Origin of the sequence: Enterobacter sp. WCHEn090032, from assembly GCF_003986875.1 — a bacterium.
GTDB lineage: Bacteria > Pseudomonadota > Gammaproteobacteria > Enterobacterales > Enterobacteriaceae > Enterobacter > Enterobacter sichuanensis.
In genome coordinates this window covers 145,863-160,437 of sequence record NZ_RXRN01000004.1, presented here as the reverse complement: position 1 = coordinate 160,437, position 14,575 = coordinate 145,863, and the positions used below count along the sequence as shown (strand labels likewise).

General features: G+C 58.2%; 15 protein-coding genes. 9 read left to right on the top strand and 6 right to left on the bottom strand.

The genetic code is table 11. The features are described from left to right. Nucleotides 1-3 precede the first annotated feature (3 nt). A complete protein-coding gene (locus EKN83_RS05200; protein ID WP_025756122.1) occupies nt 4-525 on the top strand; it encodes a metal-dependent hydrolase in 522 nt (173 codons plus the stop codon). A 92-nt stretch (nt 526-617) separates the two neighbouring features. On the opposite strand, the gene cysS is transcribed toward EKN83_RS05200, so the two are convergent. Then, nucleotides 618-2,003, bottom strand: coding sequence for a cysteine--tRNA ligase (cysS, locus tag EKN83_RS05195; RefSeq protein WP_025756123.1), 1,386 nt, complete (start codon nt 2,001-2,003; stop codon nt 618-620). 174 nt (nt 2,004-2,177) lie between these two features. Here cysS and ppiB point away from each other — a divergent pair, with 174 nt between their 5' ends. The 5 genes from ppiB to mnmH all read left to right on the top strand — a co-directional run bounded on the left by ppiB (nt 2,178) and on the right by mnmH (nt 6,246). Further along, nucleotides 2,178-2,672 (top strand): peptidylprolyl isomerase B, encoded by a 495-nt coding sequence (gene ppiB, locus EKN83_RS05190; protein WP_045286677.1) that lies wholly within the window; start codon nt 2,178-2,180, stop codon nt 2,670-2,672. Nucleotides 2,673-2,675: 3 nt separating this feature from the next. Next, nucleotides 2,676-3,398: a UDP-2,3-diacylglucosamine diphosphatase gene (gene lpxH, locus EKN83_RS05185; RefSeq protein ID WP_059386526.1), complete on the top strand. Its 723-nt coding sequence runs from the start codon at nt 2,676-2,678 to the stop codon at nt 3,396-3,398. Nucleotides 3,399-3,517: 119 nt separating this feature from the next. Continuing rightward, the gene (purE, locus tag EKN83_RS05180) at nt 3,518-4,027 is read left to right on the top strand and encodes a 5-(carboxyamino)imidazole ribonucleotide mutase (protein WP_126800459.1); all 510 of its coding nucleotides are present in this window, start codon (nt 3,518-3,520) and stop codon (nt 4,025-4,027) included. Further along, nucleotides 4,024-5,091: a 5-(carboxyamino)imidazole ribonucleotide synthase gene (gene purK, locus EKN83_RS05175; RefSeq protein WP_126800458.1), complete on the top strand. Its 1,068-nt coding sequence runs from the start codon at nt 4,024-4,026 to the stop codon at nt 5,089-5,091. Before purE ends, purK begins: the two co-directional genes overlap by 4 nt. Nucleotides 5,092-5,175: 84 nt before the next feature. Next, a complete protein-coding gene (gene mnmH / locus EKN83_RS05170; protein WP_126800457.1) occupies nt 5,176-6,246 on the top strand; it encodes a tRNA 2-selenouridine(34) synthase MnmH in 1,071 nt (356 codons plus the stop codon). Nucleotides 6,247-6,339: 93 nt separating this feature from the next. Here the strand turns inward: mnmH and EKN83_RS05165 are convergent, their stop codons facing one another. The 3 genes from EKN83_RS05165 to ybbA all read right to left on the bottom strand — a co-directional run bounded on the left by EKN83_RS05165 (nt 6,340) and on the right by ybbA (nt 10,766). Beyond that, nucleotides 6,340-7,485 carry a porin gene (locus tag EKN83_RS05165; protein WP_126800456.1) on the bottom strand — a complete coding sequence of 382 codons (1,146 nt, stop codon included), beginning with the start codon at nt 7,483-7,485 and terminating at the stop codon, nt 6,340-6,342. Between the two features lie 183 nt (nt 7,486-7,668). Beyond that, the gene (ybbP, locus tag EKN83_RS05160) at nt 7,669-10,083 is read right to left on the bottom strand and encodes a putative ABC transporter permease subunit YbbP (RefSeq protein WP_126800455.1); all 2,415 of its coding nucleotides are present in this window, start codon (nt 10,081-10,083) and stop codon (nt 7,669-7,671) included. Then, nucleotides 10,080-10,766, bottom strand: a complete 687-nt coding sequence (gene ybbA / locus EKN83_RS05155) for a putative ABC transporter ATP-binding protein YbbA (RefSeq protein WP_095441212.1) — start codon at nt 10,764-10,766, stop codon at nt 10,080-10,082. The genes ybbP and ybbA overlap by 4 nt, the downstream gene beginning before the upstream one ends. Here ybbA and tesA point away from each other — a divergent pair. Genes tesA through EKN83_RS05140 form a run of 3 tightly spaced genes read left to right on the top strand, consistent with a single transcriptional unit; the run spans nt 10,737 to nt 13,072 of the window. After that, complete coding sequence (gene tesA, locus EKN83_RS05150; protein ID WP_059311217.1) at nt 10,737-11,360, top strand: multifunctional acyl-CoA thioesterase I/protease I/lysophospholipase L1; 624 nt, start codon at nt 10,737-10,739, stop codon at nt 11,358-11,360. The two genes, ybbA and tesA, sit on opposite strands and share 30 nt — an antisense overlap. 28 nt (nt 11,361-11,388) lie before the next feature. Continuing rightward, nucleotides 11,389-12,159 carry an SDR family oxidoreductase gene (locus EKN83_RS05145; RefSeq protein ID WP_025756132.1) on the top strand — a complete coding sequence of 257 codons (771 nt, stop codon included), beginning with the start codon at nt 11,389-11,391 and terminating at the stop codon, nt 12,157-12,159. Between the two features lie 58 nt (nt 12,160-12,217). Continuing rightward, nucleotides 12,218-13,072 (top strand): co-chaperone YbbN, encoded by an 855-nt coding sequence (locus tag EKN83_RS05140; RefSeq protein WP_126800453.1) that lies wholly within the window; start codon nt 12,218-12,220, stop codon nt 13,070-13,072. A 49-nt stretch (nt 13,073-13,121) separates the two neighbouring features. Here the strand turns inward: EKN83_RS05140 and fetB are convergent, their stop codons facing one another. Beyond that, the gene (gene fetB / locus EKN83_RS05135; protein ID WP_024906866.1) at nt 13,122-13,904 is read right to left on the bottom strand and encodes an iron efflux ABC transporter permease subunit FetB; all 783 of its coding nucleotides are present in this window, start codon (nt 13,902-13,904) and stop codon (nt 13,122-13,124) included. Continuing rightward, a complete protein-coding gene (fetA, locus tag EKN83_RS05130; RefSeq protein WP_126800452.1) occupies nt 13,897-14,568 on the bottom strand; it encodes an iron efflux ABC transporter ATP-binding subunit FetA in 672 nt (223 codons plus the stop codon). The genes fetB and fetA overlap by 8 nt, the downstream gene beginning before the upstream one ends. Nucleotides 14,569-14,575: the final 7 nt, after the last annotated feature.

Sequence of the window (14,575 nt, the reverse complement as noted above, 5' to 3'; positions counted from 1 at the left end):
ACGATGCCTACCGTTATTACTCACGCTGCTGTTCCGCTTTGCCTGGGCTTAGGTCTCGGTACCCGGGTCATTCCTCCCCGCTTGCTGTTTGCCGGAATTGTCCTCGCCATGCTGCCGGATGCCGACGTGCTGGCCTTCAGGTTTGGTGTCGCGTACGGCAACGTTTTCGGCCATCGCGGCTTTACCCATTCCCTGCTGTTTGCCTTCGTGGTGCCGATACTGTGCGTCCTGATCGGCCGACGATGGTTCAGGGCAAGCCTTGCGCGGTGCTGGCTGTTTTTAACTGTGTCATTGCTGTCGCACAGCCTGCTGGACGCCATTACGACAGGCGGGAAAGGCGTCGGCTGGCTGTGGCCATGGTCAGATGAACGCTTCTTTGCGCCGTGGCAGGTGATTAAGGTCGCGCCGTTTGCCCTGTCACGCTATACCACGCCGTACGGGCATCAGGTGATCATCTCTGAGTTGCTGTGGGTGTGGTTGCCGGGGGTGGTGCTGATGGGGGTGTTATGGTGGAGGCGGAGGTAAAAGCAAAACGGCAACTCACGTTGCCGTTTTTAGTGTTTGCACCCTCTCCCTGTGGGAGAGGGCTGGGGTGAGGGCATCAGCGCGCACCAGACTTACTTACGACGCCAGGTGGTCCCCTGCGGGCCATCTTCCAGAATGATGCCCATCTCTGTCAGACGGTTACGCGCCGCATCTGCTGCCGCCCAGTCTTTCGCCTGACGCGCTTCCAGACGCGCCTTGATCAACGCTTCAATCTCCGCGACTTCGCCGTCATCCGCCTGCGCACCGCTTTGCAGGAACACGTCCGGCTCCTGCTCCAGCAGGCCAAGCACGGAGGAGAGCTTACGCAGGTGAGACGCCAGCGCATTCGCTGCCGCCATGTCTTCTGACTTCAGACGGTTCACTTCGCGCGCCATATCGAACAGCACGGAGTACGCTTCCGGAGTATTGAAGTCGTCGTTCATCACTTCAATAAAGCGCGCTTCGAACGCCTCGCCGCCAGCAGCCGCCACGGATTTGTCAGTCCCGCGCAGCGCGGTGTACAGACGCTCCAGCGCAGAACGCGCCTGCTTGAGGTTCTCTTCGCTGTAGTTCAGCTGACTGCGATAGTGGCCGGACATCAGGAAGTAACGCACGGTTTCCGCGTCGTAATATTTCAGCACGTCACGCACGGTGAAGAAGTTGCCCAGCGATTTAGACATCTTCTCGCGGTCAACCATTACCATCCCGGAGTGCATCCAGTAGTTCACGTACTCGCCGCCGTGGGCGCAGGTGGACTGCGCGATTTCATTTTCGTGGTGCGGGAACATCAGGTCAGAACCGCCGCCGTGGATGTCGAAGTGTTTGCCCAGCTGTTTGCAGTTCATCGCCGAGCACTCAATGTGCCAGCCCGGACGGCCTTCACCCCAAGGGGACGGCCAGCTTGGTTCGCCCTCTTTGGACATCTTCCACAGCACGAAGTCCATCGGGTTGCGCTTCACGTCAACCACGTCAACGCGGGCACCGGCCTGCAGCTGGTCCAGGTCCTGACGGGAAAGCGAACCGTAAGTCGGGTCAGTCGGCACCGAGAACATCACGTCACCATTGTCCGCCACATAGGCGTGACCGCGCGCAATCAGCTTTTCCGTGATCTCGATAATTTCATGAATATGGTGGGTCGCGCGCGGCTCGCTGTCCGGACGCAGAATATTTAAGGCGTCGAAGTCTTTGTGCATCTCGGCGATCATACGATCGACCAGCGCGACAAAGCTTTCGCCGTTCTCATTCGCACGCTTAATGATTTTATCGTCGATGTCGGTGATGTTACGCACGTACTTCAGTTTGTACCCGAGAAAACGCAGGTAGCGCGAAACCACATCGAAGGCGACGAAGGTGCGGCCATGGCCAATGTGACAGAGATCGTAAACCGTAATTCCACACACGTACATGCCGACTTCCCCGGCATGGATAGGTTTAAATTCCTCTTTTTGGCGCGTCATTGTATTAAAGATTTTTAACATCGAAGATTCCATGTAAACACGTGTGTGGTTGAAAACCGGCTATTCTACCCGTAATTCAAACCTGAAGCAGCACACAATGCAAGGTGATCGCATCCTGTGGTTATGCTATAACAAGCCCCTATATATGACCCGAACGCGGGTCGACGTACCACAATAACGGAACAGGATGCACAAATGGTTACTTTCCACACTAATCATGGCGATATCGTAATCAAAACCTTTGATGACAAAGCGCCTGAAACAGTTAAAAACTTCCTGGACTACTGCCGCGAAGGTTTCTACAACAACACCATCTTCCACCGTGTGATCAACGGCTTTATGATTCAGGGCGGCGGTTTTGAACCTGGCATGCACCAGAAAACCACTAAAGAGCCGATCAAAAACGAAGCCAACAACGGCCTGAAAAACACCCGTGGCACGCTGGCGATGGCCCGTACTCAGGCGCCTCACTCAGCGACTGCCCAGTTCTTCATCAACGTGGCTGACAACGACTTCCTGAACTTCTCCGGCGAAAGCCTGCAGGGTTGGGGCTACTGCGTCTTCGCAGAAGTGGTTGAAGGGATGGACGTGGTTGACAAGATCAAAGCTGTTTCTACCGGCCGCAGCGGCATGCATCAGGACGTTCCGAAAGAAGACGTTGTGATTACAAGCGTGACCGTCAGCGAGTAATTCGTGGCGACACTCTTTATTGCAGATTTGCATCTGCAAACAGAAGAACCGGCGATCACCGCCGGTTTTCTGCGTTTTTTAGCGGGTGAAGCCCGACATGCGGATGCGTTGTACATCCTCGGCGACCTCTTTGAAGCCTGGATTGGCGACGATGACCCGAACCCGCTACACCGTGAAATGGCGGCGGCCATCAAGGCGCTGGTGGATTCTGGCGTCCCCTGCTACTTCATCCACGGTAACCGTGATTTCCTGCTCGGCAAGCGCTACGCCCGCGAAAGCGGCATGACGCTGCTGCCGGAAGAGCAGGTGCTCAACCTCTATGGCCGCAAGGTGCTGATCATGCACGGCGATACGCTCTGCACCGACGATACAGGCTATCAGGCGTTTCGCGCCAAAGTTCACACCCCGTGGATCCAAACACTGTTCCTTGCCCTGCCGTTATTCATCCGCAATCGCATCGCCGCGAAAATGCGTGCGGGTAGTAAGGCCGCCAACAGCAGCAAATCCATGACCATCATGGATGTTAACCCGCAGGCGGTGGTGAACGTAATGGAAAAGCACCGCGTCCAGTGGCTGATCCACGGTCATACCCATCGGCCTGACGTGCATTCACTTATTGCCAACGGCGAGCCCGCCCACCGCGTGGTATTAGGCGCGTGGCACAGCGAAGGGTCTATGGTTAAAGTCACCCCGGAAGGTGTGGAGTTGATCGCTTTCCCGTTTTAACTGCTTCTCGTCTTTTTGCCCATTTCTCAGCCACGCAACCGTTTTCCTTGCACGTATAACATGCTATTCTCTGTGCCCTCGAAAGCAGTGTGTTTCGCACCACAGGAGTTTTAAGACGCATGTCTTCCCGCAATAATCCGGCGCGTGTCGCCATCGTGATGGGGTCCAAAAGCGACTGGGCTACCATGCAGTTCGCCACCGAAATCTTTGACATCCTGAATGTTCCGCACCATGTAGAAGTGGTCTCCGCGCACCGTACACCAGACAAACTGTTCAGCTTCGCCGAAAGCGCCGAAGAGAACGGTTATGAGGTGATCATTGCCGGTGCGGGCGGCGCAGCACATCTGCCGGGCATGATTGCCGCCAAAACCCTGGTGCCGGTACTGGGCGTTCCCGTACAAAGCGCCGCGCTGAGCGGTGTCGACAGCCTCTACTCCATCGTCCAGATGCCGCGTGGTATTCCTGTCGGCACGCTGGCGATTGGCAAAGCGGGTGCCGCCAACGCCGCCCTGCTGGCCGCGCAGATTCTGGCGACGCACGACAGCGCGTTGCATCAGCGTCTGGCGGACTGGCGTAAAGCTCAGACTGATGAGGTGCTCGACAATCCGGACCCGCGGGGTGCGGCATGAAGCAGGTTTGCGTCCTCGGTAACGGTCAGCTAGGCCGGATGCTGCGCCAGGCGGGCGAACCGCTGGGTATTGCCGTCTGGCCCGTCGGGCTGGATGCGGAACCTGAAGCCGTCCCGTTCCACCAGAGCGTGATTACCGCTGAGATCGAACGCTGGCCGGAGACGGCGCTGACCCGCGAACTGGCGCGTCATAACGCCTTTGTTAACCGCGATGTGTTCCCGATTATTGCCGACCGACTGACGCAAAAGCAGCTGTTCGACAAGCTCGGCCTGCCGACCGCGCCGTGGCAGCTGCTGTCCGATAAAAGCGAGTGGAATGATGTCTTCGCGATGCTGGGCGAACTGGCGATCGTTAAGCGCCGCGTCGGTGGCTACGATGGCCGCGGCCAGTGGCGTCTGCGCGCGAACGACACCGCCGAGCTGCCGGATGAGTGCTACGGCGAGTGCATCGTTGAACAGGGCATTAACTTCAGCGGTGAAGTGTCGCTGGTTGGCGCGCGCGGGCATGATGGCCGTACGGTCTTTTACCCGCTGACGCATAACCTGCATCAGGACGGTATTCTGCGCACCAGCGTCGCCTTCCCGCACGCCAGTGCTGACCAGCAGGCGCAGGCGGAAGAGATGCTCTCTGCCATCATGCACGAACTCGGTTATGTGGGCGTCATGGCGATGGAGTGTTTTGTCACGCCGTCTGGTCTGCTGATTAACGAACTCGCGCCGCGCGTGCATAACAGCGGCCACTGGACGCAAAACGGTGCCTCCATCAGCCAGTTCGAACTGCATCTGCGCGCCATCACTGACCTGCCGCTGCCGCAGCCGGTGGTAAACAGCCCGTCGGTGATGATCAACCTGATCGGCACCGATCTGAACTATGACTGGCTGAAGCTGCCGCTGGTGCATCTGCACTGGTACAACAAAGAGGTTCGTCCGGGTCGTAAAGTGGGTCACCTGAACCTGAACGACAGCGACGCAGGCCGCCTGAGCGCCAGCCTGGAAGCCCTGATCCCTCTCCTGCCGCCGGAATACGCGAGCGGCATTGTCTGGGCGCAATCAAAGCTCAGGTAAGACATCCCCGCCGGGGAGTTGACCTTCCCCTTCCCCGGCGTACAATTCCCGCCCATTGCTGCTCAGTTTTCTTCTGGAAAAACCATGAACGATGGAACGGACTATCGCGCGATCCTCGCGTCTGATACCCCTTTAATCGACGTTCGCGCGCCGATCGAATTTGCCCAGGGCGCGATGCCTGCCGCCCTTAACCTGCCATTGATGAACGACGACGAACGCGCCGCCGTAGGCACCTGCTATAAACGCCAGGGGCCCGAGGCCGCGCTGGCGCTTGGCCATAGCCTGGTGCATGGCGACACGCGTGAGGCCCGTATCAACGCCTGGCGCGACGCCAGCCTTGCCCATCCTGAGGGCTTTCTCTGCTGCGCGCGCGGTGGCCAGCGCTCACATATCTCGCAGGCCTGGCTGAAAGAGGCGGGTGTCGATTACCCGCTGATCCGCGGCGGCTATAAGGCCCTGCGTCAGACAGCGATTCAGGTGACCCTCGAGCAGTCACAAAAACCGATGGTGCTCATCGGCGGCTGTACCGGAAACGGTAAAACGCTGCTGGTGAAGCAGCACGCGCAGGGAATCGATCTGGAAGGACTGGCGCACCATCGTGGTTCATCCTTTGGCCGCACGCTGACGCCGCAACTTTCCCAGGCAAGCTTTGAAAATTACCTTGCGGTCGAGCTGCTGAAAAAAGACGCTGCGCGCTGGGTGCTGGAAGATGAAGGCAGGATGATTGGCTCTAACCATCTGCCGGAATGCCTGCGCGACCGCATGGCTGAAGCCCCTGTCGTCGTGGTAGAGGACCCGTTCGATATTCGGCTTGAGCGCCTGCGCGAAGAGTATTTCGACCATATGTGGGCGGACTTTTCAGCCGCATACGGCGAGGAGGCGGGCTGGAAAGAATACAGTGAATATCTGCACCACGGCCTGTTCGCCATCCGCCGCCGTCTGGGGTTGCAGCGGTACGCTGAGTTCACCGCGCTGTTAGATTCCGCGCTGCTGGAACAGCAACGTACTGGCAGCACTGACGTGCACTTCAGCTGGCTTGTGCCGCTGTTAAAGGACTATTACGACCCGATGTACGGCTATCAGTTGGAGAAAAAGGCGGAGAAGATTGTCTATCGCGGGACGTACGAAGAGATTGCTGAGTGGCTTGATCGCTGAAAAATAAAGCCGGGTGGCGGCTACGCCTTACCCGGCCTACATGTTCTCCCCGTCTGTTCCCTCTCCCTTTCAGGGAGAGGGTTAGGGTGAGGGTCAGAAGTCGTAACGCAGACGCACCAGGTTCATGTCGCCCAGGTTGTCGGTGCTGGAGGTGAACACGTGTTCGTAATCCACGCGGAAACCATAATCCAGCTGGAAGCTGATACCCACGCCGTTATCGATGCGCTGGTAGTTACGGCCGTTCACGTACTCAATACGGTCGCCCATGAAGTAAGGCTGGATGGATTTAACCGCATACTGACCGATTGGGAATTTGTACCCTGCGAAGTATTCAATACCCCACGCGTCACCGGCGAAGTAGTCATTCACAGACACTTTTTTGGTGGTCAGGAAGTTCTGATACCAGCCGCCGCCTGCGGAGAAGGTCCAGTTATCCGGTGTCCAGCTCAGCGCGGTACCGAGGATGTTCTGGTCATAGGTTTTGCTGTCGCCGTTGTCCGGGTTACGCATGTCCGCACGGGTGTAGTTCCACGCGGCGCCCCAGGTCAGATCGGTGGTCAGGTGGTAATCCAGACCCAGTGAACCGCCGCCTTTACGCTTGTAGCGCAGGCCATTGGCCGGCAGGTATTCGCTGTCTTCAAACAGGTAAGATGCATAGATGTCGGCATCACCCACGGTTTTCTTATATTTCAGCATCTGACGTGAACGATAAGAACCATCGTAGTCGCCGTTGATCCCGTTACCTGGCGCCTGAGCGATCATGTCGTAGTCCCAGATATCGGTTTTCGCGCCAACCACATCATAGTAAACGCTGTTCTGTTGACCGAAGGTCAGCGTGCCCCAGGTGTCACTCTTCAGACCGGTGTAAAGCATACGACGCGTGGTGTCGTGCGCACCTTCGGCGTAGTGGTGATCCCAGTTAAACTGCGCGGGAATATTCACACCCAGCTCGTAGTAGCTGATCCAGCTGATGTCATCAAACAGGTAGTAATCAGCCGCGAAACGGAAACGGGTGCCGCCGTCAAAGCCGTTACGCTTGTAGCTGTTTTTACCGTCGTCGCCGGTCATGTTCTGGAACTGAGGACGGATGCTGCCGCCAACGGTAAAGTTCAGGCGGCTCAGCGGGTTACCCGCCTGAGGATCCTGTTTAAGAACGGTGATTTCCGCCTGAGAAGCGAAGGACGTCAATGCCACTGCCGCGCCGATCGTTACCGCCAGCGCTGATTTTTTTATAGTCATTATTTTTCCTTAATAGACACGCTGCTAAATATTTAGCTGGTGAATATTAACTGGAAATAATCGGGCTGTGTGGTCTGGTTTTTAATGTTTTGTGCTACTAAATGAGTGGGTATTATCACTTTGTGCTATTTAAACATTGCGTGCCGGCATTAAAATCCGACACGCAATTATCACCGAGCTAAATCAACTGGCAAACTGACGGAACAGGGCTTTGCCCTTTAACAGCCGCGTGCCGAGCCAGCCGCCACAGAGGGAAAGCAGCACCGCACCACAGAGAGGCAGGGTCAACCAGAGACGCCAGTCAGGCTCCCACGGGAAGTCAAAGACCTTTGTCTGCAACACCGCCAGGGCCGTCTCAGCGCCAATGGCCGCCACCAGACCGGCCACCAGCCCCAGCAGGGCGAACTCGCTCCAGAGCGTCATCCGCAGCAGCCGCTTACCGGCTCCCAGCGTGCGGTAAACCACCAGTTCCTGATGACGCTGGCGCATGCCCACCTGCACCTGGGCCAGCAGCAACAGCACGCCGCAAATCGTCACCAGCACCACCATCACCTCCAGCGCGCGGCTCACCTGCTCCAGCACCTGCCCCACCTGCTTCAGGATCGCCCCAATATCCAGCAGGCTGACCGTCGGAAACTCCCGGTTTAGCTGGGTGAGCATGCCGTTGCCCTTTTCCCAGCGGAAGCTGGTGAGCCAGCTCTGCGGCTGTCCGTCCAGCGCTCCCGGCGGGAAGATGAAGAAGAAGTTAGGCCGCAGGCTCTCCCAGTCCACTTTACGCAGGCTGGTCACCTTCGCGGTAAAATCCTGGGTATCGCCGGTAAAGGTAACGCTGTCTCCCGGCTTCACGTTCAGGCGCGTCGCCAGCCCCTCTTCCATCGACACCTCTCCCACTTTTGGCGGCCAGGTGCCGGCCGTAATCGGGTTATGATCGGGCCGTTTTTCCTGCCACGTCAGGTTGAGCTCGCGGTTAAGCGACTCGTCCTTGTTCCCTTCCGTTGGCACGCCGTTGATCTGCGTGAGCCGCGCGCGAACGATGGGATAGAACGCCTCCGGGATGATATGGTGCTCAGACAGGAACGCCTTCAGCGGCGTGACCTGCTCAGGGGCGATATTGATCAGGAAATAGTTCGGGCTTTCCGGCGGGAGCTGCTGCTGCCAGCGGTCGAGCAGATCGCCACGCAGCACGAGCAGCAGGGCCAGCAGCATAAACGACAGCGAAAAGGCCGACAGCTGGCTCAGCGTTGACCACGGCTGATGCAGCAGACGGTTCACCGCCAGGCGCACGGGCAGGGATTTTACCGTCAGCCTTTTCAGAACGTTGAGGAGTATCCAGCCCAGCACGCCGCAGAGCAATGCCAGAACCACCGCCCCGGCCAGCACGGCCCACAGCAGCGTGCTGCCCCCCATCAGCCAGGCCAGCAGCCCCACCGCCACCGCCATAATCACCGGCAGGTAGAACTTCAGCGGCCAGACGTTCGCCACCACATCGTTGCGGAGCACGCGCAGCGGCTGCGTCGCGAGCAGCAGGCGGTACGGTCGTAGCCCCACCAGCACCGAGATTACCGTCATCGCGCCCATCGCCCACAGCCACGGCCAGAAACTGGCCGGCGGCAATGCGGCCGGGAGTACCGGTTTCAGCATTACCATCAGCAGTTTTTCAAACAGCAGCCCCATTATCCCGCCGGTTAGCGCGGAGAGGGCAAGCAGCATCAGCCACTGGCCGACAATCAGTTTGCGCAGTTGCTTGCGCCCTGCGCCGAGCGTTTTGAGGATCGCCACCAGGTCATAGCGGCTGCGGCAGTAGTGCCCCATCGCAACAGCGACCGCCGCCACCGCCAGCAGCAGGGTCAACAGTGCCGACAGCAGCAGGAACTGCTGGGAACGCTCCAGTGATTTACCGAGCGCCCCCTCGTCCTGCTCCAGCCCGTACCAGCGGTGCTCCGGTTTGAGCTGCGGCAGAAGCCATTTTTCATAGTCATTAAGCTCGGCAGGCGTGCCGCCAAACTTGTAGCGCCAGGTAACGCGGCTGCCCGGCTGGACCGCATGGGTTGCCGCGACATCCGCGGTGTTCATCAGCAGGCGTGGCGCAAGCTGGAAGGGGTTAAAGCCGGAGTCCGGCTCCTGCACCACTTCCCCGGCGATTTTCAGTGTGGCATCGCCGACGTCGATGCTGTCACCGGTTTTCAGATTCAGCAGCGCCATCAGCCGGGGAGCCAGCAGCACCGTGCCGGGCGCAGGCTTCAGCCCGGGCGGGCTGGTCTGCAGTTCGCCGTACATCGGGTAGATCTCATCGACGGCCTTAACGCTCGCCAGCTGCGGCGTGTCGCCCGCGAAGGTCATCGTCTGGAAGCTTAGCTGTTCTCCCACCTTCAGCCCCCGCCTGCGCGCTTCGTCAATCCAGCCCGGCGGAACGGCGCGCGAACTTTGCAGCGCCCGGTCTCCCGCCATAAACTCACGGCTCTGCTGGCTGAGCCCTTTTTCCATCCGGTCGCTGACGCTGCCGAGCGCCAGCACGCAGGCCACCGCCAGGCTTAGCGCCAGCCAGACAATCAGTAGCGAGGGGGAACGCCACTCGCGCCAGAACCAGCGGGTAATCATGTCTCCTCCTGAAGCATACCGTTCACCAGCCGCAGGCGCCGGTCGCAGCGGGCGGCAAGCTGCGGATCGTGGGTGACGAGGATCAGCGTAGTGCCATGTTCGCGGTTAAGTGAAAACAGCAGGTCGGCAATTCGGTCGCCGGTTTTACGGTCAAGGTTACCGGTGGGCTCATCGGCAAACAGCACTTCAGGGCGGCCGTTAAACGCCCGCGCCAGCGCCACGCGCTGCTGCTCGCCGCCGGAAAGCTGCGCGGGAAGATGGTCGAGACGTTTCCCCAGCCCGAGCTGTTCCAGCAGCGCCTTCGCGTGAGCGCGGCTGTCACGGCTATTTTCCCCGCGCAGAAGCGCCGGGAGCTCGACGTTTTCCAGCGCGTTGAGGGTCGGGATCAGCATGAAAGACTGAAAGACAAAACCCACATGACGTGCGCGCAGCGCGGCGCGCGCCTCTTCATCAAGCTGATGCAGCGGCTGCCCGACAAGATGGACCTCACCGCTGCTGCCGTCGTCCAGACCGGCCAAAATCGCCAGCAGGGTGGACTTACCAGAGCCCGATTCGCCAATCAGCGCGATGGTTTCAGCGCGTTTGACAACGAGTTCAACTCCAGTAAGGATGGAAAGCTCGTGTTCCCCCTGACCGACGGACTTCTTAAGATGATGAACTTCAACACTGTTTTCCGCTGGCATTTGCCCTTCCTGTTTTTGATTCTGATGACCTTCCGCGCGGCGGCAGCGGACACGTTACTGGTTCTTGGCGACAGCCTGAGCGCAGGCTACCGCATGGCGGCCAGCGCGGCCTGGCCCGCCCTGCTCAATGACAAATGGCAGAGCAAGACGTCGGTTATCAACGCCAGCATCAGCGGCGATACCTCTCAGCAGGGTTTATCGCGCCTGCCTGCGCTGCTCAAACAGCATCAGCCGCGCTGGGTGCTGGTTGAGCTTGGCGGTAATGATGGCCTGCGTGGTTTTCAGCCTCAGCAAACGGAGCAAACGCTGCGCACCATTTTGCAGGACATCAGGGCGGCAAACGCTCAGCCGCTGCTGATGCAAATTCGCCTGCCTGCCAACTACGGTCGTCGGTATAATGAGGCCTTTAGCGCGATCTACCCTAAGCTTGCCAAAGAGTTTGATATTCCGCTGCTGCCATTTTTCATGGAAGAGGTCTATCTCAAACCCCAGTGGATGCAGGACGACGGGATCCACCCCAATCGCGATGCGCAGCCGTTTATTGCCGACTGGATGGCAACGCGGCTGGCTCCTTTAGTTAACCATGACTCCTGATTAAGCGGAGATCCTGACAGGTAAAGTTATGCAAAAATCGGTCTTAATAACAGGATGTTCCAGTGGAATCGGCCTTGAAAGCGCGCTCGAATTAAAGCGCCAGGGATATTGGGTGCTGGCGGCCTGCCGCAAACCCGACGATGTCGAACGCATGAACGGGCTGGGCTTTACCGGCGTGTTGCTGGATATGGACTCGCCGGAGAGCGTTGATCGCGCCGCGGATGAGGTGATCGCCCTGACCGGCAATCGCCTCTACGGGCTGTTTAATAATGCGGGTTATGGCGTGTACGGTCCGCTGGATACCCTCTCCCGCGAAACGCTGGAGAAACAGTTTTCGACTAACTTCTTCGGCGTACATCAGCTCACCATGCGCCTGCTCCCCGCAATGCTGCCGCATGGTGAAGGGCGCATCGTGATGACGTCATCCGTGATGGGGCTGATTTCAACCCCAGGTCGCGGCGCCTATGCCGCCAGCAAATATGCGCTGGAAGCCTGGTCCGACGCCCTGCGCATGGAGCTACGCCACAGCGGCATTAAGGTCAGCCTGATTGAACCAGGCCCGATCCGCACCCGCTTTACCGAAAACGTTAACCAGACGCAGGCGGATAAACCGGTCGAGAACCCCGGCATTGCCGCTCGTTTTACGCTCGGACCCGAAGCGGTGGTGGCCAAAGTGCGCCATGCTTTTGAGAGTGACAATCCCAAAATGCGCTATCCGGTGACGCTGGTCACCCATGCCGTAGGCTGGTTAAAACGTCTGCTGCCGGGCCGGATGATGGACAAAATTTTACACGGTTGAGTTGAAGCGACGACGCGCATCCCCATGTAAAGAGTAAACCGATAAAAGAGAAGGCCGCATGTCCGTACAGAATATCGTCAATATTACCGAAGCAAACCTGCAACAGACCCTTGAACAGTCGATGACCAAACCGGTGCTGTTCTACTTCTGGTCTGAACGCAGCCAACACTGCCTGCAGCTGACGCCGGTGCTGGAAAGCCTTGCCGCCCAGTACAATGGTCAGTTCATTCTCGCCAAACTGGACTGTGACGCACAGCCAATGGTGGCCTCTCAGTTTGGTTTGCGCGCGATCCCCACCGTCTATCTGTTCCAGAATGGTCAGCCTGTGGATGGCTTCCAGGGACCGCAGCCGGAAGAGGCCATTCGTGCCCTGCTGGATAAAGTGCTGCCGCGCGAAGAGGAGCTGAAAGCGCAGGAAGGCATGGCGCTGATGCAGGAAGGCAAATATGACGAGGCGCTGCCGCTGCTCAAAGAGGCGTGGCAGCTGTCGAAGCAGAACAGCCAGATTGGCCTGCTGCTGGCGGAAACGCAGATTGCCCTGCACCGTTCAGAAGACGCGGAAGCCGTCCTCAGGGCCGTTCCTCTGCAGGATCAGGATACCCGCTATCAGGGGCTGGTGGCGCAAATTGAGCTGCTGAAGCAGGCCGCGGACACCCCGGAAATTCAGCAGCTGCAACAGCAGGTTGCCGATAACCCGGCCGATGCGGCGCTGGCAAGCCAGCTGGCACTGCAGCTGCATCAGGTGGGACGTAACGAAGAGGCGCTTGAGCTGCTGTTTGGTCATCTGCAAAAAGACCTTGCTGCCGCAGACGGCCAGGCGCGCAAGATGTTCCAGGAGATCCTGGCCGCGCTGGGCACTGGTGATGCGCTGGCGTCGAAATATCGCCGTCAGCTGTACGCCCTGCTCTACTGACAAAAAAGCCCGGTGGCGGCTTCGCCTTACCGGGCCTACAAAAGCCATATCACCCTGTCTTTTTCAACTGCGTCACCACCAGCTGGTGGCGCGCGTTGTAGAACTTCCGGTAGGTCAGGTAACAGGCAATGATGGTGGACAGGCTGGCCGTGGAGAGCAGCATAAACGTCACCATGATCTGATACTTAATCGCTTTTACCGGATCGATACCGGCGAAAATCAGCCCCGACATCATTCCCGGCAGGCTGACCAGCCCCACCGTTTTGGCGGAATCCACGGTCGGGATCAGCGATGAACGAATGCTCTCACGAATCAGCCGCGCCGAGGCCACTTTTGGCGTTGCCCCCAGGCTTAATTTCTCCTGCAACTGCTGTTGTTCGCTGCTGAAACGCTGGCCGAGGTTGTTGTAACACAGCCCAACGGCCACCATGGCGTTCCCCGCAATCATCCCGGAGATAGGGATAACCTGCATCGGCGTAAACTCAATCGAGCCGGAGAGCACCAGCACCGCCAGCGTGAGCGCCGTGCCGGTGGTAATCGCGATAAACGACGAGATAAACGCTTTATCAATGTATTTACTGCGTTTTTTCGCATTCCACGCCGCGTTAAAGCAGATAAAGAGCACCATCAGCAGCGTAAGCACCGCGTGGTTAACGTTGAAAATGTATTTCAGCACATAGCCGACGATGATGAGTTGAATCACCGCGCGGCAGATACTCCACACAATGTCTTTTTCCAGGCCCAGCTTTTCCCGGTAGCTGACCACAATCGCAATCAGCACCAGCACCATGGAAAACGCCAGAGATTCGTTCGTAATATTATGCTCACCCACGGTTTGCCTCCTGCATTTTCCCGCCGTGCGGCTGCAGCCTAATCACGTCATCCGCATGGCTAATTTCGTTAGCGTCGTGCGTGACCCACAGCACGGCAATATTCTGCTCGCGAACGTAACGATGAATAATCTCGTTGACGTTGCGTTTGTTGGTGTCATCGAGCGCGCTGGTGATCTCGTCCAGCAACAACACCTTCGGTAAAAACTGCAGATTGCGGATCAGCGAGACGCGCTGTTTTTCTCCGCCCGACAGCGCATTGATGGATTGGGTCAGCGTCTCCTGCGCCAGGCCAAAGCGGGCCAGATCGTTGATAAACCGTTCCGGCTCCGGCGTTTTATGGCGAATTTGCCACGGAAAAATCAGGTTGTCATAGACCGTATCGCCAAACAGGGCCGGGGTCTGTACGCAATAAGAGACCTGCTGGCGATAGTTTTCCGGAGAGAGCGACGCAACGTCCTGGCCTTCAAAGAGAAGGGTCCCCTCTGTGGGGCTGAGCAGCGAGGCCACAATTTTCAGCAAGGTGCTTTTGCCACAGCCTGATGGCCCGGTGATTAATTTAAACTCGCCCGGCGACAGGCTAAATTCAACGTGCTGAAGGATAGTGTTATCCCCGACACGAAATCCAATATCCCTGAGGTGTAACAGGTTTTTTTTATTGTTCATTCCGCTT

Bases quoted from the DNA above. Each gene is read 5' to 3' on its own strand.
- EKN83_RS05200 (WP_025756122.1), top strand. From the start codon at position 4: ATGCCTACCGTTATTACTCACGCTGCTGTTCCGCTTTGCCTGGGCTTA.
- cysS (WP_025756123.1), bottom strand. From the start codon at position 2,003: ATGTTAAAAATCTTTAATACAATGACGCGCCAAAAAGAGGAATTTAAA.
- ppiB (WP_045286677.1), top strand. From the start codon at position 2,178: ATGGTTACTTTCCACACTAATCATGGCGATATCGTAATCAAAACCTTT.
- purE (WP_126800459.1), top strand. From the start codon at position 3,518: ATGTCTTCCCGCAATAATCCGGCGCGTGTCGCCATCGTGATGGGGTCC.
- purK (WP_126800458.1), top strand. From the start codon at position 4,024: ATGAAGCAGGTTTGCGTCCTCGGTAACGGTCAGCTAGGCCGGATGCTG.
- mnmH (WP_126800457.1), top strand. From the start codon at position 5,176: ATGAACGATGGAACGGACTATCGCGCGATCCTCGCGTCTGATACCCCT.
- EKN83_RS05165 (WP_126800456.1), bottom strand. From the start codon at position 7,485: ATGACTATAAAAAAATCAGCGCTGGCGGTAACGATCGGCGCGGCAGTG.
- ybbP (WP_126800455.1), bottom strand. From the start codon at position 10,083: ATGATTACCCGCTGGTTCTGGCGCGAGTGGCGTTCCCCCTCGCTACTG.
- tesA (WP_059311217.1), top strand. From the start codon at position 10,737: ATGAACTTCAACACTGTTTTCCGCTGGCATTTGCCCTTCCTGTTTTTG.
- ybbA (WP_095441212.1), bottom strand. From the start codon at position 10,766: ATGCCAGCGGAAAACAGTGTTGAAGTTCATCATCTTAAGAAGTCCGTC.
- EKN83_RS05145 (WP_025756132.1), top strand. From the start codon at position 11,389: ATGCAAAAATCGGTCTTAATAACAGGATGTTCCAGTGGAATCGGCCTT.
- EKN83_RS05140 (WP_126800453.1), top strand. From the start codon at position 12,218: ATGTCCGTACAGAATATCGTCAATATTACCGAAGCAAACCTGCAACAG.
- fetA (WP_126800452.1), bottom strand. From the start codon at position 14,568: ATGAACAATAAAAAAAACCTGTTACACCTCAGGGATATTGGATTTCGT.